The sequence below is a fragment of the Acidovorax sp. 93 genome (assembly GCF_003633835.1).
In the GTDB taxonomy this organism is placed as follows: domain Bacteria; phylum Pseudomonadota; class Gammaproteobacteria; order Burkholderiales; family Burkholderiaceae_C; genus Acidovorax; species Acidovorax facilis.
Map to the genome: position 1 here is coordinate 3,383,232 of NZ_RBIT01000001.1, position 19,476 is coordinate 3,402,707.

At 62.7% G+C, this 19,476-nt stretch carries 14 protein-coding genes; 5 read left to right on the forward strand and 9 right to left on the reverse strand.

The window, feature by feature from the left end; all coding sequences use genetic code 11:
• Positions 1-217: 217 nt before the first annotated feature.
• The 7 genes from C8C93_RS15445 to C8C93_RS15475 form a co-directional block, all read right to left on the reverse strand.
• A complete protein-coding gene (locus C8C93_RS15445) occupies positions 218-970 on the reverse strand; it encodes a response regulator (protein ID WP_121507472.1) in 753 nt (250 codons plus the stop codon).
• Between the two features lie 38 nt (positions 971-1,008).
• Positions 1,009-3,012 carry an ATP-binding protein gene (locus C8C93_RS15450; protein WP_121507473.1) on the reverse strand — a complete coding sequence of 668 codons (2,004 nt, stop codon included), beginning with the start codon at positions 3,010-3,012 and terminating at the stop codon, positions 1,009-1,011.
• A gap of 224 nt (positions 3,013-3,236) precedes the next feature.
• The gene (locus tag C8C93_RS15455; RefSeq protein WP_121508819.1) at positions 3,237-4,493 is read right to left on the reverse strand and encodes a Zn-dependent hydrolase; all 1,257 of its coding nucleotides are present in this window, start codon (positions 4,491-4,493) and stop codon (positions 3,237-3,239) included.
• Positions 4,494-4,519: 26 nt separating this feature from the next.
• Positions 4,520-5,971: a dihydropyrimidinase gene (hydA, locus tag C8C93_RS15460; protein ID WP_121507474.1), complete on the reverse strand. Its 1,452-nt coding sequence runs from the start codon at positions 5,969-5,971 to the stop codon at positions 4,520-4,522.
• Positions 5,972-6,049: 78 nt separating this feature from the next.
• Entirely contained in the window at positions 6,050-7,507 is a 1,458-nt protein-coding gene (locus tag C8C93_RS15465) for an NCS1 family nucleobase:cation symporter-1 (protein WP_121507475.1), read from the reverse strand.
• Positions 7,508-7,729: 222 nt separating this feature from the next.
• On the reverse strand, positions 7,730-9,043 hold the full coding sequence (gene preA / locus C8C93_RS15470) for an NAD-dependent dihydropyrimidine dehydrogenase subunit PreA (RefSeq protein WP_121507476.1): 1,314 nt from the start codon (positions 9,041-9,043) through the stop codon (positions 7,730-7,732).
• A gap of 33 nt (positions 9,044-9,076) precedes the next feature.
• Positions 9,077-10,426 (reverse strand): NAD(P)-dependent oxidoreductase, encoded by a 1,350-nt coding sequence (locus C8C93_RS15475; RefSeq protein ID WP_121507477.1) that lies wholly within the window; start codon positions 10,424-10,426, stop codon positions 9,077-9,079.
• A 361-nt stretch (positions 10,427-10,787) separates the two neighbouring features.
• On the opposite strand from C8C93_RS15475, the gene C8C93_RS15480 reads away from it, so the two are divergent.
• Positions 10,788-11,495, forward strand: coding sequence for a TetR/AcrR family transcriptional regulator (locus C8C93_RS15480; RefSeq protein ID WP_121422396.1), 708 nt, complete (start codon positions 10,788-10,790; stop codon positions 11,493-11,495).
• Positions 11,496-11,648: 153 nt separating this feature from the next.
• Here C8C93_RS15480 and C8C93_RS15485 read toward each other — a convergent pair whose 3' ends face one another.
• Positions 11,649-12,536 carry a LysR family transcriptional regulator gene (locus C8C93_RS15485; RefSeq protein ID WP_121507478.1) on the reverse strand — a complete coding sequence of 296 codons (888 nt, stop codon included), beginning with the start codon at positions 12,534-12,536 and terminating at the stop codon, positions 11,649-11,651.
• Between the two features lie 102 nt (positions 12,537-12,638).
• On the opposite strand from C8C93_RS15485, the gene argC reads away from it, so the two are divergent.
• From argC to C8C93_RS15500, 3 genes are all read left to right on the forward strand, one after another.
• A complete protein-coding gene (argC, locus tag C8C93_RS15490) occupies positions 12,639-13,589 on the forward strand; it encodes an N-acetyl-gamma-glutamyl-phosphate reductase (RefSeq protein WP_121507479.1) in 951 nt (316 codons plus the stop codon).
• 191 nt (positions 13,590-13,780) lie between these two features.
• Positions 13,781-15,775, forward strand: a complete 1,995-nt coding sequence (locus C8C93_RS15495) for a tetratricopeptide repeat protein (protein WP_121507480.1) — start codon at positions 13,781-13,783, stop codon at positions 15,773-15,775.
• 81 nt (positions 15,776-15,856) lie between these two features.
• A complete protein-coding gene (locus C8C93_RS15500; RefSeq protein ID WP_121507481.1) occupies positions 15,857-17,665 on the forward strand; it encodes a glycosyltransferase in 1,809 nt (602 codons plus the stop codon).
• Between the two features lie 143 nt (positions 17,666-17,808).
• Here C8C93_RS15500 and C8C93_RS15505 read toward each other — a convergent pair whose 3' ends face one another.
• Positions 17,809-18,159 (reverse strand): DUF2304 domain-containing protein, encoded by a 351-nt coding sequence (locus C8C93_RS15505; protein WP_121508820.1) that lies wholly within the window; start codon positions 18,157-18,159, stop codon positions 17,809-17,811.
• Between the two features lie 267 nt (positions 18,160-18,426).
• Here C8C93_RS15505 and C8C93_RS15510 point away from each other — a divergent pair, with 267 nt between their 5' ends.
• On the forward strand, positions 18,427-19,347 hold the full coding sequence (locus C8C93_RS15510; RefSeq protein ID WP_121507482.1) for a right-handed parallel beta-helix repeat-containing protein: 921 nt from the start codon (positions 18,427-18,429) through the stop codon (positions 19,345-19,347).
• Positions 19,348-19,476 lie beyond the last annotated feature (129 nt).

Consider the following 19,476-nt stretch of genomic DNA (forward strand, 5'->3'; position numbering starts at 1 on the left):
GTGCGCAGCAAAGGGACTTCGTGAACTTTCACGATCTTTCATTTGGATTCATGCACATCAAGGGTTAACCCTATATTGCACCAAGAGGGTTTCTCCACGCACCGCGACTGCGCACGCAACTGCCCGCCATGCACCATGAAGTGCATGGAAGGCGGAGTGCGAAGCGTCGGGATTGCGAGACAACGCGGCACCAAGCCGTGCACTCCCCGGCATGCACTCAGTGCAGGCGGGAGACGTCCTGGGTGATTTGCGCGTCAGCTGTGAACGCGTATCCGATCTGGTGAAGGGTCTTCACGGGCAGTGGTTCTGCAAAGGCTTCTGCCGCCTTCTTGCGCAAGCGCGTGAGAAGCAGGTTCAGGCGTTCTGCGCCGTTCTGGGCGCGCGCGCCGAACAGATGATCGCTCAGTTCGCGCTTGGAGACTTGCTGGCCCTGCGCACGCAAGAGCTGCTGGAAAAACATGAACTCATGGGTCGTCAGCTTGAGCTGTTTGCCGTGCGGCGAGCTCAGCGTCCAGTCCTTGACCGCAAGGACCCATGCGGGCGCCTGCGCACTTTGAGCGCGAACTGAAATGTCCAGGCCGGATGCCGCCGTGCGCGGCGCCAGGCGGTTGGCAGTCGCATCAATGTTCGCAGCCAGCTCCCGCAGGTTGACGGGCTTGACCAGGTAACGATCTGCGCCGGCACGCATGCCGGCAAGTCGGTCATTGAGGGCATCGCGAGCGCTCAGAATGATCACACCCACCTCAGGCCTGGACTTGAGCAGCGAGGCCACGCTCAGGCCATCTTCGCCCGGCAGCCCCAGGTCAAGAATCACCACATCCACGGGCCGCACCGTGAATCCCTTGTAGAAGGCTTCCGCACTCTCGGCGCCCCAGACGCTGTAGCCAGAATCGAGCAGGAACTCTTCGATGCTGTGCAACTGGTCCGAGTCGTCCTCAACAATGGCGATGTGGGGTTTTTGTTGGGTCATGCGGGAAGTGCCTTCGGTCCCTGCGCAAGACGCAATATTCAGGCCACCGAAAAGGGAAGTTCAATCACAAAACACATGCCGGTCGGCGACCGGGACTGCAGCGTAATCGTGCCGCCATGCAGTTCGACTATGCCTTTTACCAAGGCCAGCCCCAATCCGGCACCGGGTTTGCCCTCAGCGGTTCGTCCGCGCCGGTACTTTTCAAACACCTTCTGCTGCTCGTCGGGTTGAATACCCGGGCCCTCGTCTTCGACCGACAGACGACAGCGCCCCGATTCTCGCGTCACACGCAGCAACACCGTCGTCCCAGCCGGTGCATATTTGAAAGCGTTCGACAGCAGGTTCATCAGCATCACCCGCAGCAGTACCGGGTCGCCATGAAGCGCCGGCAGATCGGCCTGCACTTGCTGCTGCACGGTATGCGCTGTGGACAGCTGGCCGCCGTTTTCCGTGACCCACATGACCATTTCAGCCACATCCACATCCACGGGCTCGAGCGCGAAGTTCTGGCTGTCGATGCGGTCCTGGGTCAGGCAGTTGTCGAAGAAATAGCTCAAGCGCGCAGAACCACGCAGGATGCGCTGGGCCAGCGCCTCCTGCGCCGGTATGTCCTTGGAGCGCAGCGCCAGCAGTTGACCTGCGGTGTTGATCACCGCCAGCGGCGAACGCACCTCATGCGAAAGCATGGCAATGAAATGGCGTTGATCGAGGACCGTCTGCTCGATGGAAGCGACAGCACTCTCCAGCTCCTGGGTGCGCTGCGCAACCATGGCTTCCAGGTCTTGTGCATGCTCCTGCATATGGCGCGCCATATAGCCCATCGCATCGGCCAACGAGCGCAGTTCACGGATCGGGCTGGACTTGGGTGCCTTGGCCGTCCAGTCATCCTGAGTCAGTCGTGTCGCCCAATCGCTGAGCGATTGCAGCGGACGAACCAGGCGACTGGCGACAAACAGCGAGAAAAGTACGGATGCCAGCATCACAGCCAGTGTGGTGTAGATGGTGTTGCGCAACACCCCGCGCAGCGGAGCATCGAAGCGACTCTCCGGCAGCATGATGGCCATAGTGAGCGTCGGCCCCTTGTGCAACACATGCGTCCACCAACGCATCAGATGCCGCTCGCCACCTACTTCCATGAACTCATGCCCCTCAGCCTGACCTGTGCGCAGGATGTGCTGCCCCAGAGCACGCACCACGGGGTCCCCACTTTCATCCATGCGCGGCCGCCGCTCACCGGCAGCCCCCGTGAGCCCCATGGAGGCATCGGCTGAAGACATGGCTAGCAGCTCTCCAGATGCCTCCGCCAGAAACGCCTTTCCGCCAGACTCCGAAGCGACGGTATTCAAGAAATCGTTCAGCTGCGACAGCGAAACGTCTGCCGTGACAATGCCAATCAGATCGCCGTTCCTGGCACGCAATGGTGCGGATGCCCCCATTCCGATCGCACGATAGGCGCCTTGCACGTCCTCGATCTTGTAACGATAGGGTGCGTACCATGACGTCCCGTCGTAATCCAGGGCGTTGGTGTACCAGGGTCTGTTGCGCGCATCAAAATCGATCTCGCTGCGCGAAATCAGCGTGGGCTGGCGTGTCAGTTCATCCACCCGAAAGACCTCCATCGCACGATCTCCGCTGATCGTGGCTCGCATCATGCGCAACGCCCGGTCACTTCCGAGGGGTGGTCGGCTGCCGGCGTAGTACTCGCCCTCCCGCGTCCCGAGGGAGATGAACGTCAACTGCGGCTGCTGGTCAATCTGCAGCATGAACTGCTTCATGAGCTGGTCCGGGTGATCGACCATCAACAGACCGGCACGCGCCTGTTCCACATTGAAAGCCACCGCCCGCTGGGGCACATCGAAAAACGACAACAGCTTTTCGCGCACCCGCTGCGAGACTTCGTCGGCCAATTGGAGTGCAAAGCCCTCCATCGCGCCCACAGCAGAGCGGTAAAAGAGGGTGCCGCTGGCCAGCGAGATCGGCAGGAGAATCGCCAGCAGCGCAAAGGTCAAAAAACTGCGCAGCGCGATGCGGCGAGCAAACATGGGCAGCCTGGGTGAAGTGAGCCTGGAAGGGAAATCGGATTCAAGCACAGATCGGCAGAAGTGCCCGCCCTCGACTTATGGAGCCGTACCAGGCTGCGCACCGCCCCGACGAGAGCTTCCTGAGCAAATCCATGCCGCCTGAGCCCAGTACCAGACTGCAAGCCAGATTGACCGCTAGAGCCCGCCCATCAATCGCCTGCAGCTATCACTCGCCTAGCACCACCTCAAGTCCCCGCACGCTCCAGCATGGCATGCAGCAGCACGTTGCAGCCCGCCTCGATGTGCTCGGGCTTGGCGTCCTCGATCTCGTTATGGCTGATACCGTCCTTGCAGGGGATGAAGATCATGCCGCTGGGTGCGAGCTTGGCCATGTAGACGGCGTCGTGCCCCGCGCCGGAGACGGCGGGCATGTGGCTGTAGCCCAGCTTGGCGGCTGCGCGGCCTACGGCCTCCACACACTCGGGCTGGAAGAGTTGCGCGGGGTAGCTGGACACCATCTCGATGTGCACCTGCACGCCATGCTCCTTGGCTACCTGGTCGGCAAAGGCCTTGACCTCGGCAGCCATGGCGTCCACCAGCGCGTCGGTGCTGTTGCGCAGGTCGATGCTGAACTTGACCCGGCCCGGAATCACGTTGCGGCTGTTGGGGAACACTTGCACCATGCCCACGGTGCCACGCCCGTGCGGCGGGTGGCGGTGGGCTGCAGCGACTACGTCTTGCATGATGCGTGTGGCGGCCAGCATCGCGTCCTTGCGCAGGGCCATGGGCGTGGGGCCTGCGTGGGCTTCCATGCCGGTCACGGTGCAGTCGAACCAGCGAATGCCGAGCACGCCGCTGACCACGCCGATGGTCTTGTCGTTGTCTTCGAGTACGGGGCCTTGTTCGATGTGGGTCTCGAAGTAGGCGCCGATGGGGTGGTCGCCAGGTTCCTGGTCTCCGATGTAGCCGATGCGCTCCAACTCGCCCTTCACCGTCTTGCCTTCGGTGTCGGTGGCGGCGTAGGCGTGTTCCAGCGTGAAGGCTTTGGCGAACACGCCGGAGCCCATCATGACGGGCACAAAGCGGCTGCCTTCTTCATTGGTCCAGAACGCGACTTCGATGGGGGCCTCGGTCTCGATGCCGTGGTCGTTGAGCGTGCGGACGACTTCGATGCCTGCCAGCACGCCGTAGTTGCCGTCGAACTTGCCGCCCGTGGGCTGGGTGTCGATGTGGCTGCCAGTCATGATGGGGGGCAGGTTGTTGTTGCGCCCAGGGCGGCGCATGAAGCCGTTGCCGATCCTGTCGATGGTGACGGTCATGCCCGCTTCGCGCGCCCAGCGGGTCACGAGGTCGCGGCCCTGCTTGTCCAGGTCGGTGAGGGTCAAGCGGCACACGCCGCCCTTGGGTGTGGCGCCGATCTGCGCCAGCTCCATGAGTGACGCCCACAGGCGGCCGCCGTTGATGCGCAGGTTCTCGATGTCGGTCTTCACTTTGGTGTCCATGGTGTTCTCCGGATACATTGCGGCGGTCAGCGCGCAACGGCGGTAGGGGCCAGGTCCTGCGCACGCTTTTGCACGGCCTGGAAGTTGGCGCCAAACGCGGGGCGCTTGATGTAGCGGCCCTTGCCCTGCTCCGCCCGCAGGTCGCCGTTGGCAAACACCACGCGGCCCTGGCTCACGGTGTGGCTGGGAATGCCGCGCACGGTGCGGCCTTCAAAGATGTTGAAGTCGCCCTTGCTGAACTGCGTCTTGGCCGAGAAGGTCTTGGTGCCTTGCGGGTCCCACAGCACCAAGTCGGCATCGGCACCTTCGCCGATGAAACCCTTGCGCGGGTAGATGTTGAACAGCTTGGCCGCGTTGGCCGAGGTGATGGCCACGAACTCGCCGGGCGTGAGGCGGCCGGTGTTCACGCCACCATCCCACAGCGCGGCCATGCGCTCTTCCACGCCGCCGGTGCCGTTGGGGATCTTGGCGAAGTTCTCCTTGCCCATGGCCTTTTGCGCGGCGCAGAAGGTGCAGTGGTCCGTGGCCGTGGTGTGCAGCTGGCCCGACTGCAGGCCGCGCCACAGCGCCTCCTGGTGGCCCTTGGGGCGGAAGGGCGGGCTCATCACATAGGCGGCGGCCTTGGCGAAATCGGGGTCGCGGTAAACGCTGTCGTCCACCAGCAGGTGGCCCGCCAGCACCTCGCCGTACACGCGCTGGCCGCGCGCACGGGCGCGGGCAATGGCGTCGGCCGACTCCATGCAGCTCACATGCACCACGTAGATCGGCACGCCCAGCACGTCGGCAATGGCAATGGCGCGGTTGGCGGCCTCGGCCTCGACCATGGGCGGGCGCGACAGCGGGTGGCCCTCGGGGCCGGTGATGCCCATCTTGGCGACCTCTTGCTGCAGCAGGTAGACCAGCTCACCGTTCTCAGCATGCACTGTGGGCATGGCCCCGAGTTCGAGTGCGCGCTTGAAGCTGTTCACCAGGGTTTCGTCGTCGCACATGATGGCGTTCTTGTAGGCCATGAAGTGCTTGAAGCTGTTCACGCCCTCTTCCTGCACCAGCGTACCCATGTCGGCGCGCACCTGCTCGCTCCACCAGGTGATGGCGACGTGAAACGAGTAGTCGGCGGCCGACTTCTCCGCCCAGCCGCGCCACTTGCGATAGGCGTCCAGGATGGGCTCCTGCGGGTCGGGGATCACGAAGTCGATGATGCTCGTGGTGCCGCCGGCCAGCGCGGCGGCCGTGCCAGTGTAGAAGTCGTCCATGGTGACGGTGCCCATGAACGGCAGCTGCATGTGGGTGTGCGGGTCGATGCCACCGGGCAGCACGTACTGGCCGCTGGCGTCCAGCGTCTGCGCACCTGCGGGGGCCTGCGCCGCAGCCCCATCCCCCACGGCCACGATGCGGCCATCGACGCACAACACATCGGCGCGCTGTTCACGGTCGGCGTTGACCACGGTGCCACCGCGGATCACAAGGGCTTGGGTCATGGGGGGTCTCCTTCAGGGATGCGGATCAGATCAAAAAAAGGCCCTGCACTGGCACCAGGCCCAGGCAGGGCCAAGGGGTCACTTTTTCTTGGCAGTCAGGTAGTAGTAGGTGCCGGCCACGGCCAGGCTGAAGAACCAGCCAAAGTCAAACAGCGCCAGCAGCAGGCCGGGCACAGCCGCCTTGTCGATCACGCCCGACACAGCCAGGTAGCCCGGCAGGCAGGGCAGCACGCCCAGCGCAAAGGCAATCAGCGCCTGCACGTTCCAGCCATTGCTGTACTCGTATTCGCCGCCGCGGCGGTACAGGTCGTCCACCTTCAGCTCGCTCTTGCGCACGAGGTAGTAGTCCACCAGCAGGATGCCCGCGATGGCGCCCAGCAGCGTGCCGTAGCCGCCCAGCCAAGTGAACAGGTAGCCGCCCGAGGTGGCCAGCAGCTTCCAGGGCATGAACACCAGACCAATCAGCGCGGCGATCAGGCCACCCATGCGGAAGCTGATCTTGGACGGTGCGACCTGGCTGAAGTCATACGACGGCGACACCAGGTTGGCGGCGACGTTGGTGGTCAGGTTGGCCAGCAGGATCACCAGCAGGCCCACGCCCGCAGCCACGCTGCCCATTTGCGTGAGCAAGCCGTCGGGGAACAACTGTGCCTTGCCGTACAGGATGGCCGAGGCCGAGAAGCCGATCACACCTACCATGGAGAACAGCGCCATGGGAATCGGCAGGCCGATAGCCTGGCCCATGACCTGGTCCTTTTGCGACTTGGCAAAGCGCGTGAAGTCGGGAATGTTGAGTGCCAGCGTGGCCCAGAAGCCGACCAGGCCCGTCAGCGCCGCCCAGGTCTTGGGGCCACCCTCGACCACCTTGGCAGGCAGGTTGAAGAGCTGGCCCGAAGGCACCTTCATCATCAGCACCACCACGAGCACGATGGACGCAATGATCATCAGCGGCGCGGCGATCACTTCGAGCTTGCGGATGGACTCTGGGCCCTTCCAGATGAAGTAGATGTGCACTGCCCAGAACGCGAGGAAACACATGAACTGCGAGGTGCTGATGGTCTGCCCCTCGGCCGGGCCCGCGAGCCCCATACCCAGGATGTTCAGGAAACCATGCAGCGCCAGCGCGCCGAAATAGCAATTGATGGAGAACCAGCCACAGGCCACCAGGCCCCGCAACACGGCAGGCAGGTTGGCGCCTTTCACACCGAATGAAGCGCGCGCCAACACCGGGAACGGCACACCATATTTGGGCCCCACGCGGCCGATCAGCACCATGGGCACGAGCACGATGCAGTTGGCCAGGAACACCAGCCACACCGCCATCTGCCAGGTGAAGCCCTGGTCCAACATGGAGCTGGCCATGGTGTAGGTGGGCACACACACGACCATGCCCACCCAAAGTGCGGCGAAGTCTTTCCAGGTCCAGTGTCGCTGCGCGGCGGTGGTGGGGAGCAGATCTTCATTGGCGAGCGTGTTGGAGGCTCCGCCGGGCATTAGCCCCGCCACGTGGGCAGCGCTGCCGGTACTGTTGGTCATGCCTGTACTCCTGTCAAAGACGTCGTTGGGGTTGCACACAACCCGCCGTCTGTTTCAGCGCCCTCACGCTGGCAGATGGCGGGCAAAGGGAAGCGAGCGATGCTAGAGATCACGCAAGAACTGCACCAGATGCAGTGCAGCATGCGTTGCAAATCAGCACCACAACGGGTGCTGTCACAAAGCCTTGCAGGGTCTGTGGCACACGCACGCAGGAGGCGCATATCAAGCCGCTGCAGACACGCGCTGCGGGTTGTTGGGGTGCGTGGTCCAGTTGGCGTATTCGCCGGTCACTTTCTTGCCCGTGCGCACATCAACTTCGCCGGGCGCGAGCGCGCGCATGGTGATGCACTCTGGCACGGGGCAGATCGACACGCACAGGTTGCAACCCACGCACTCGGCCTCGTTGATCTCGAACTTGCGCACGCCACCCTCTTTGGTGAAGGTAATGGCCTGGTGCGAGGTGTCTTCGCACACCACATGGCAGCGGCCGCACTGGATGCAGGCGTCCTGGTTGATGACGGCTTTTTCGATGTGGTTGAGGTTGAGGTTCTTCCAGTCCTTGACCGTGGGCACGGCCTGGCCCTTGAAGTCGTCGAGCGTGGCGTAGCCGTGCTCGTCCATGAAGTTGGACAGCCCATCGCACATGTCCTGCACGATCTTGAAGCCATACACCATGGCCGCCGTGCACACCTGCACCGTGCCGCAGCCCAGCGCAATGTACTCGGCCGCATCGCGCCAAGTGGTGATGCCGCCAATGCCGCTGATGGGCAGGCCCGCAGTCTGCGCATCGCGTGCAATCTCCGCCACCATGTTCAGCGCGATAGGCTTGACGGCCGGGCCGCAGTAGCCGCCGTGCGAACCCCAGCCGTCGGTGCTCGGGCTCATCACCATGCGGTCCAGGTCCACACCCATGATGGAGTTGATGGTGTTGATGAGCGACACCGCATCGGCTCCACCCGCCTTGGCGGCGCGTGCGGGCTGGCGCACGTCGGTGATGTTGGGCGTGAGCTTCACGATCACGGGCAGCTTGCTGTAGTGCTTGCACCAGGCCGTGACCATCTGGATGTATTCAGGCACCTGGCCCACGGCCGCGCCCATGCCACGCTCGCTCATGCCGTGGGGGCAGCCGAAGTTGAGTTCGATGCCATCGGCGCCGGTGTCTTCCACGAGCGGCAGGATGTTCTTCCAGCTCTGCTCCTCGCACGGCACCATGAGCGAGACGATCATGGCGCGGTCCGGCCAGTTGCGTTTGACGCGCTTGATCTCTTCGAGGTTGGTCTGCAGCGGCCGGTCGGTGATCAGCTCGATGTTGTTCAGGCCGATCACACGGCGGTCTTGCGACATCAGCGTGGAGTAGCGCGGGCCGTTGACGTTGACCACGGCCGGGTCTTCGCCCAGCGTCTTCCACACCACGCCGCCCCAGCCCGCTTCAAAGGCGCGGGTGACGTTGATCTCTTTGTCGGTGGGCGGTGCGGAGGCCAGCCAGAAGGGGTTGGGGCTCTGGATGCCCAGGAAATTGCTGCGAATGTCTGCCATGGGGTGCTCCCGTGAAAACTGGGGTGAAGGGGTTCAAGCCATCAATGCGGCGTGGATGGAGACAGCGGCCACCTTGCCGTGCTCCACCGCTTCCACCGTGAGGTCGCGGCCGCCCACGCGGCAGTCGCCACCGGCCCATACACGCGGCAGGCTGGTCTGGCCTTCGGCATCGGTGGCGATGCGCCCGCCCTCCAGTGCAATGCGGTTGCCCACGGGTTCAGCCACAAAGGTCTGCCCAATGGCCTTGAGCACCATGTCGGCGTCCAGCGTGAAGGTTTCGCCCGTTTCCACCAGCTTGCCGCCGCTCAGCGCAGTGGCGGCGAACCGCACACCCGTCACCGCACCGTTTTCGCTCAGCACCTCCTTCGGTGCCGCCCAGTGGCGGATCGTCACGCCGTTCGTCTGCGCCCACTGCTGCTCCACAGCGGACGCCGACATGGCCTCGGCGCCGCGGCGGTAGACGATGGTCACTTCTTCGGCGCCCAGCTTGCGCGACTGCACGGCGGCATCCACCGCCGTCATGCCGCCGCCGATCACCACCACCCGGCGGCCCACTGGCAGGGTCGAGAGGTCGACGCTCTGGCGCAACTCGGCAATGAAATCCACGGCATTGCGCAGTCCGGTGGCGGTGGGCTCGGCCACGCCCAGCGCGTTCACGCCCTGCAGGCCCAGGCCCAGGAACACGGCGTCGTAGGCGCCCAGCAGGCTGTCCAGCGTGATGTCACGGCCCAGCTGCTGGCCCGTGTGCACCTCGATGCCGCCGATGGACAGCAGCCACTCCACTTCCTTCTGCGCAAAGTTGTTGGTGGTCTTGTAGCTGGCCAGGCCATATTCATTGAGGCCGCCCAGCTTGGGGCGCGCCTCGAACAGCACCACGTCATGGCCGCGCACGGCCAGGCCATGCGCACAGGCCAGGCCCGCAGGCCCAGCGCCCACAACAGCCACGCGCTTGCCGGTGGCGGCTGCGCGCTGGAACAGGGGTGCACCGGGCTTTTCAAAAAACGCGTCAGTTGCATAGCGCTGCAACGAGCCGATCTCCACCGGCTTGTCCTCGTTGGTATTGCGCACGCAGGCCTGCTCGCAGAGCACCTCGGTGGGGCAGACGCGGGCGCACATGCCGCCCAGCGGGTTGGCCTCCAGGATGGCGCGGGCTGCGCCCCGGTTGTTGTCCTGCGCAATGCGGTGGATGAACGAGGGGATGTCGATGCCCGTGGGGCAGGCCGTGGCGCAGGGGGCGTCGTGGCAGTAGTAGCAGCGTTCGGCCTCGATCAGGGCCTGGGGTTTGGTGAGCGGCGGGTGCGCATCACCGAAGTTGGCAGCGTAGTCGGCCAGGTTCAGGCGTGCGGCATGAATGCCGCAGGCACGGCTTGCGGGTGTGTCCATCAGGTTTCCTCCGGGAGGGTCAGGGTGAGGGTCTGGGCGCAGGCCATGCAGACGCTCCAATGCGCCCGTGCCACGCAGCGCTGGCTGCGCATGCGGCTGGGGCCAGCCAATGCAGCGCAGGCGCAGGCGCCTGTGCTTGCAAACTTCGGAGGTTTCATCGTGGGCCTCGCTGTAGGATTCAGATGCCCGCTGCTTTGGCGCAGCGGTGCCCTGTGTGGTGGGTCAATTTACCAACCCGTAAAAATTTACCAATTGGTAAAATCCCTAGAGCAAACCCCGTGCCAGCCAAATCGCCACAAATCTCCGTCCCACGCCAGCGAAATGCCAGTTTTTGGCCCCTGGGTTGTTCCACAATGGTGCGATGACCGACGCCCGCCCGTCCCCCGCAGACACCGCCCCCCGCGCTCCCAGGACAACGCGCGCCACCTCCAGCGACGAGACAACGCCCCGCGCGCCCACCGCCTCGCGCTTGCTCAAGGAACAGGGCATCCTCACTGAGGCCGAGAACCACTTTGCGCAGTTCGGCTTTGAGGGCGCCTCGCTGGAAAACATCGCTGCCGCCATCGGCATCAGCCGCCACAACCTGCTGTATTACTTTCCGAGCAAAGAGGCGCTGTACCAACGCGTGCTCGACGACGTGCTCACCCAGTGGCTGGCCGGGATGGAAGACTTGTCGCACAGCGACGACCCCCAGCAGGCGCTGCGGCGCTATATCCGCGCCAAGCTGCAGTATTCGCGCACGCGCCCCCAGGGCGCCAAGGTCTTCACCAAAGAGGTGATTGCCGGTGCACCACGTTATGGCAACGCCATCATCGAGCGCGTGGCGCCGCTGCTCAAGACCGAGGTGCGCACCTTCGAACGCTGGGCCCGAGAAGGCCGCATCGCCAAGGTCAACTTCACGCACCTGATGTTCATCATCTGGTCGGTCACGCAGGCCTATGCGGAGCAGGAGGCCCAGTTCGCCCTGCTGCTGGGCAAACCGGCACTGACCGAACGCGACTACGAAAAGGCCGAGGAGCTGATCGTGCGCATGGTGCTCAGCGCGCTGGCGCCCGAGACCCCCCTCTGAAGCAGCCCACCAACGCTACTATATTGATAGCTACTTGCGCCTTATAGATAAGCGCTAGAGCCGATTTTTATCTGTAATTTTGCACATCCGATCTTGCGCCGCATGGTGAGCAACACGACGGGCATGGGCGGCGCCCCCCGTCTTGCCACTGCCCTACCCCTGCTTTTGCTGCCACAGCACATCCAGCACATGCTGGGTGGCCCGCTCGACTGGCCCCGCACGGTGCGCGATACCCAGGGGCCGCCACAGGCGGGGCTGCAGCGGCAGCATGCGTATGCGAGGGTCCAGGGGCACGGAGGTGGAAGCCTCTTGCGGCAGCAGCGTTGCACCATAGCCTGCCGCCACCAGGCTCTTGATGGCGTCGTTGTAGTTCAGCTGGATGCGCGCCTTGGGGTGTTCGCCGGCTTGCGCAAACCACTCGCCCGTCAGCCGTGACAGGCTGGTGCCGTCATCGTTGAGGATCAGCGGCTGGCTCGCCAGCCAGCCGGGAGTGACCCGCGCGGGCGAAGGCCAGGTGGACGGCACAAACGCCATGACGGGGTCGCGCCGCCACGGCAGCACCGCCACACCGCGCAGGGCTGCCTGTGGCAGGGCCACCAGGCCCACATCCAGCACACCATTGGCCAGCCGCGACATGGTTTCGTGCGAAGTGAGTACGGCCACCTGCACGTCGATGCCGGGGTGGTGCTGGCCCAGCGCCTCCAGGGCCTGGGGCAGCAGGTGCGCAATGGCCCCCGTGGAGGCGCCCAGGCGCACACGCCCCGCCAGCCCCTGCACCTGGCGTTGCACCAGGTCCATCGCTTCATCCGCGTCCGCCAGCAAGCGCCGGGCACGTTCGACCAGCACCTCACCCACGGCGGACGGACGCACCTCGCCCCGCTTGCGCACCAGCAATGGCGCACCGATGTGGGCCTCCAGGTCCGCGATGTGCAGGCTCACCGTGGGCGGCGCCAGGTGCAGCGTGCGCGCGGCTTCTGCGAAGGAGCCCAGGTTGGCAATGGTGACCAAGGTGCGCAGCCGGTCAAGATTGAGTTCGCGCATGACGTTCAGTAAACCTGATTCTAATGTTTGTGAAATTCAACTTTTCAAAGTTTAGACCGGGACCGAAGATTCCACATCCCCCCCATTGCAGGAACCCGCCCCATGACCACCCCACCCCTTGTCTTCATCGATGGCGACCAAGGCACCACCGGTTTGCAGATCCACGAACGCCTGCGTGGCCGCACGGATCTGCAGCTGCTGACCCTGCCCGAGGCCGAACGCAAGAACGCCACCCGCCGCGCCGAGGCCATCAACAGCTGCGATATCGCCATCCTGTGCCTGCCCGATGCCCCTGCCCGCGAAGCAGCCGCCTCCATCGTCAACCCCGCCGTGCGCGTGATCGACGCCAGCTCGGCGCACCGCACGGACCCGCAGTGGGTGTATGGCTTTCCAGAGATGGGCGCTGCCCAGGCCGCGCGCATTGCTGGCGCCAAGCGGGTCAGCAACCCAGGCTGCTACCCCACGGGCGCCATCGCCCTGCTGCGGCCCCTGGTGCAGGCGGGGCTCGTGCCCGCTGACCTTCCCACCACCATCCACGCGGTGTCGGGGTATTCGGGCGGCGGACGGGCTCGCGTGGACGAACATGAGGGCCCCAACGCAGCCAATGCCCCGGCCTTCCAGCTCTACGGCCTGGGTCTGGAACACAAACACACCCCGGAAATCGCCCTGCATGCCGGGCTGTCGCAACGCCCGTTTTTTCTTCCGGCCTATGGTTCGTTCCGCCAGGGGATTGCGCTCACCATTGCGCTGCATCTGCGCCAGCTGCCCGCAGGCACCACCGGTGAGCGTTTGCACGCTTGCCTGGCCCAGCACTTTCTCGGTGCGGACCATGTTGAAGTCCTGGGCCTGGCGCAAGCGCAAGACACCCAGCACCTGGACCCGCAGGCCCTCAACGGCACCAACCAGCTGCAGTTGGGCGTTTTCAGCAACGCCCGCCATGGCCAGGTGCTGCTGACTGCCGTGTTCGACAACCTGGGCAAGGGGGCATCGGGGGCGGCGGTTCAGAACCTGGATTTGATGATCGGACGGGGCCCACAGAAATCCCAACCGTAACCGCCCTCCGGAGACAAGACAGACATATGCGGTCACGCCCAAAGCGGCCGGCACTACAAACCACCGCAGCGCGCTCCATCTAACGGCTCTCTTCTGCGACATTTTTCACGATTTGAGACGTTTTTTGGTCTGCTAAACTGGTTCGGTCTACCGTCCCACCTGGGCTCTGGCCCTCCTCCAAACGCCCTTCCATGGCCCAATCCGGCAAAGCCCCCTACTTTTTCGCCCTGGTTTTGGTATTGGCTGTGCTGGGCGTGTATGTGCCAGGACTGAACAACGAGCTGCTGTTTGACGACATTCGGCTCACGGAAGGCTCCATCTTTAGTGGCTATGGCAGCCTGCTAGACCTCAAGGCGCGCATGGTCTCGTACGGCAGCTTCGTCTGGGTGGACCAGATCGCAGGCGCTGGCTGGTGGAAGCAACGCATCGTCAACATTGCCTTGCACCTGGGTGTGGTGGCTGCCATGTATGCGTTCTTCAAAGCGCTGATGGCCAGCACCCGTTTCCCGCAGGACATGGAGGACCAGGCGCACTTTGCCGCATCGCAAAGGGCTGCATTGCAGGTTGGGGTGGCATTGTTTGCACTCCACCCCATGGCGGTTTACGCGGTGGGCTACCTGATCCAACGATCCATCCTCATGGCAACCCTGTTTGCCGTGCTCGCATGCTGGGCCTTTGTGCGTGGGCTGCAAACCAAGCGAATGGTCTGGTACGCAGGCGCACTGCTGGCCTATCTGCTGGCCATGTTGTCCAAAGAGCATGCTGTGATGACCGCCGCCCTGACCATTCCTATCTACATCCACATACGGCGCCCCAGCTGGAAGAGCATTGCCGTCGTGTTGGGTGCTGCACTTTTGCTGATGGGCGTGGCCACTGCCGCACTGCTGCACTTTCGCGGCGACTTGATTGGTCAGCTCTTTGATGCGCAATCTGTGGCCTTTGCGCAGCAGCTCGAAGCGCTTCGCCCGGGCATTACGCAGCAGATTTTTCCCCTGAGCATCCTGAATCAAGCAGGGCTCTTCTTTGCATACGGGCTGCTCTGGATCGTGCCCTATGTTGGCTGGATGTCTATCGACCTGCGTCCCGCCTTTCCGCTGGGCTTTGCATCGTCCTGGCACCTGGCTGGTGCGGTGGCATATCTGGCGCTCTTTGCAGGGGCCGCGTGGCTGCTGCTTCGTCGCACAGGCGCATTGAGTCTTGCTGCGGTACTCCTTCTTTTTCCACTTTTGTGGTTTGCCACGGAGTTCATCACCGTCTGGGTGCAAGACCCTTTTGTGCTTTATCGCAGCTACCTGTGGGCAGTGGCGCTTCCTGGCTTGCTGGCGATTGTGCTCACCGGCTTCAAGCCCAAAGCAATCTATGCCTTGGGCGCTGTGCTGGGGTTGTTGTTTGGGGCGCTGGCCCTGGAGCGCAACCTTTCTTTGAGCGACGAAGTCGCCGCATGGACCGATGCCGCCGAGAAGATTGATGTCAAAGCCCCCGCCAATGCCGTTGGGCGCAGCCGCCCTTTTCTGAATCTGGGGGCCTACTACCTGCGCAAGGGCATGACAGACCAAGCGCAGTGGAACCTGTCTACTGCGGCAGCCCTTGGAGACCTGGGCGAACTGGGACGCAGTGCACGCTTTAACGCGGGCGTGGTTCTGCAGCTCAAGAAAAAGCACGCGGAAGCACTTCAGGCTTTTGCCGCGGCAGAGGCGCAGGGGTACACAGAGCCCGCCCTGTATTACCACCGAGGCGAATCCCAAGCAGCGCTGGGGCAACTTGCACCCGCGCTGGAGAGCTTCAACACTGCCGTGGCCAAGGCTGAAAAAGATCCTCAACTGCGGAGTACGGTACCCACAGTGCGCATACGGCTGGTGGAGACCGCGATGGCCCTGCAAAGGTATGACGAGGCCATCAGCGGTTTTAAGGTGCTGCTGCAGACAAACCCCAAAGATCCGCGCCTGCTGCTCGGCCTTGGCATGGCACGGGTGGGCAAAGGCGAGACCAAGGCAGCCATTGAGGTGTTTGATCAACTCATTGCCACCAACCCCGGTGCCCCGGTCTACTACGGCCGCGCCATCGCCCACCACCAAGCGGGCCAGCAGGCAGCAAGCTTGAGTGACATCGATCAGGCCATCAAGCTGGACCCTCGGAACCCGCAGTACAACCAGATGCGTGCCGTCATCGCTGCCCCAAAGAAGTAGCACAAGTAGCGACCAGACAGGCAGGCTGTGACTTTGCGCGTATTACACATTGGCAAGTTTTATCCCCCGCACCGAGGGGGGATGGAAGTGTTTCTTGCCGACCTGATTCAAGAGCAGCGGCGCCAGGGCCTGGATGTCCATGCATTGGTGCACGGCGATCCCCTGCCCGATGATCCCGTCTGGTTGCAGCGGGTGCCTGTGCAGTTCAGCGTGATCTACGCACCCATCGCACTGGGATTTCGAAGAGCCCTGGCACAGGCCATTCAGCGCATCCAGCCCGATGTGCTGCACCTGCACATGCCCAACAACTCTGTTTTCTGGGCGCTCACCCTGGCGCAGGCGCGCGACATTCCGTGGGTGGTGCACTGGCATTCCGACGTGGTGGTATCACGCATCCGCACGGCAGTTGCCATCGCCTACCGCCTTTACAGGCCTTTTGAACAAGCCGTACTCAGCCAGGCGGCGCGGGTCATTGCCACATCCACGCCGTACCTGGAAGCCAGCGAGCCGCTTCGAACATGGCGGGACAAATGCGATGTAGTTCCCCTGGGCCTGGATTGCACGAACCCGGCACCACCCGACGACACCGAACCGCTGAAAAGCTGGTCAGCCGAAGATGGCGGCGCACTGCGCCTGTTGTCGATCGGGCGCCTCACCTACTACAAAGGTTTTGAGACACTGGTCCGCGCTGTGACGGGCCAGCCAGGGCTGGAACTGCTGATCATTGGAGAAGGCGAGTCCCGCCAAGAGCTGGAGACCCTCATTGCAACCCAAACCCGGTCCGGCGAGCCGCCCAATGTGCGCCTTTTGGGGAACGTGGGTGACAACGAGAAACATGCCCTGCTTCAGAGTTGTGACGTTTTCTGCCTTGCTTCGTGCGAACGGACCGAGGCCTTCGGAATGGTGCTGCTAGAAGCCATGCACCATGCCCGGCCTTGCATCGTGAGCGACCTGCCCGGATCCGGCATGCCCTGGGTCGTCTCAAAGGCCGATGCTGGCTTGCGCGTTCCCCCGGAAGACGGTATTTCGGGCTGGCGGGCGGCGTTCCAGCACTTGCAAGACCTGCCCGAACAACGCGCGGCATTTGGTGCGGCGGGACAGCGTGCCTTGCTTGAATATTTCTCGATTGCCGCCTGCGCAAAAGCGCTCGCCACCAGCTATAAGCTGGTGACCCCAGAGGCGGAAAAACCGGCTCGGGGCAAGGACCTCCTGGTGGTAATCCCCGCGCGCAACGAAGCCGGCACCATCGGCAGCGTGCTGCAGCATCTGCATGCGCAGGGCTGGCACGATGTGCTGGTCATCAATGACCAGAGCACGGACGATACGGCAGCCATTGCCAGCGCGGCAGGTGCCCGCGTGCTGAATCCTGTGCTCCCCATGGGCGCATGGGGTGGTATGCAAGCGGGGATTCGCTATGCGTTGCTGCATGGCTACCAAGCAGTCATCACCATGGATGCCGATGGCCAGCATGAGGTCAACGAGATTCCTGTTTTGCTGCGAGCGCGGGATCAGGCCGACCTGGTGATAGGAGCCTACCCAGAGCGCGCCAGTCGCACGCGGCAACTGGCCTGGAACTGGTTTCGCCACCTGGCAGGTTTTGACTTGCGCGACCTCACCTCGGGATTCAGGCTCTACAACGCCGAAGCCATGCAGGTACTCGCATCGCGTGAAGCCACCTTGCTGGACTATCAGGACCTGGGCGCCCTGCTACTGGTGCGCCGCGCCGGCTTGCGTATTGTCGAAGTGCCCGTTTCCATGAATCTGCGCGCGGTTGGCAAGTCGCGAATTTTCAACTCATGGTTCAGTGTGGCCAAGTACATGGCGGCCACCACGCTGCTATGCCTTGCGCGGTGGCAAGTGCGCCGAGCAAGCCGTCGCGCTGCTCCTTGATTCTCAGCAGCGTTTCATTGGCCAAGGCGTGGAAACTCGCCCACCATCACCCCTTGGCATCGGTTTATCTAAGCTAGCTCCCTAACTAAGCGGGGGACCGCAAGCAACGCCCCTCCGATGCCTGCTTTCGGCGACAACTAACGCTACCGGAGTTCTCGCAAAGCAGCGTTATCTGCCTCCAATATGGCCAGCCGCTGATTGAGGCGCCTCACATCTCTTTCCACCCGGGTATTGACAATGTCGGTGTGCAGCGTCTTGACGAGGACGATCACCACAGCCACCAGCAAAAGCAGAGCGGGCGGGTAACTGATGCCCACCACCACCGCGAGACGATCAATCAGACCCGGCCAGACTCCCAAGACGGCCGCAGCCCCCGCGACCAAGATCCAGAACAGGCCGTGCAGAAGGTAGAGGTGATCACGCCGGACGAGCAGCAGAATGACGGCGGCAAGGCCGATGCCCAGCAAGGTGGTCGTGATTTGAAGTGGCGCCATGATTGAGAGTTGTAAGAAGACCAGTTGCATGCAGACGCCTGTGCGTCCGCCGGCCACATTCGCAATGCGCCCCGTCACCTAGGCATCCAAACCTCTGAACGGAGCGATGGATTTTAACGTTCGCCCACAAACCGTTTCCCTCCTTCAGGCCGCTAGATCGTTAGGACACCAACTGGTACCAACATCACTTGCAAAGCGGTTAATTCAGCGTAAGCTCAGCACGCGTTACAGAGAGTAGTGATAGCAAATATCCAACTGGAGGTTCCGATGCGCAAACCCAACATTTACATCTTCATCTGCGGCCTTCTTCTGGCCGCGTCCGCAGCCCATGCTCAAGCCACGCGTACGTGGGTGTCTGGGGTAGGAGACGACGCAAATCCCTGCAGCCGAACGGCTCCTTGCAAAACCTTTGCGGGTGCAATCTCCAAAACTGCAACCAACGGGGCCATCAACGTACTTGACCCAGGTGGTTTTGGGGCAGTCACAATCACCAAGAGCATCACTATTGATGGGGCAGGTGGGCAGGCTGGAGGCATACTCTCTGCCGGGACAAATGGCATCATCATCAATAACGCGGCGGCACATGTTGTCATTCGCAATGTTGTCATCGACGGTGCGGGCACGGGCATCAACGGCATCAATGTCTTGAGCGCGGCGGGAGTCATCCTCGACAATGTCAGAGTGTCCCGAGTTACCGGCCAATGCGTCAATTTTGCACCTACAACCCCGGCAGATAGCAATCTCGCCATTCGCAAATTTCTCGGTGACCACTGTGGTGGCGGGGGCATCTGGATCGTTCCTGGTCCGGCCACATTGGCTACCGTATCTATTTCCGACACTCGTATCGACCAAAGTCAACGCGGTATCCGGGCTGATGACGGAAGCGACGTATCCATCGTGAATACGATCGTGAGCTCCAATACCAATGCAGGTTTTATTTCGAATAGCGTATCGCGCCCTGTCAGCATGAGCATCGAAAATTCGGTCTCCGACGGCAATATTCAAAGTGGTGTGCGCTCGTTTGGTGCGCAATCGTCAATTCGCATTTCGTCCAGCACCATTACCAACAACACCGGACTGGGCCTAGAAACATTATCGGGAGGACAAATCCGGAGTTTTGGGAACAATAGGAATTCTGGAAATTATGGCGGCAACGGAGCACCTACAAGCACGTTGAGTCTGCAGTAAGCAGCGAATAAAAAAGGCTCCATCAAGGAGCCTTTTTTATGTGATGCTGCCGTGCCCGCACATCATGCTGATGGCTTTTCCGACTTCTCGCAAACATCCAGCACAGGCCACCTAAGTCAATTCATCTAT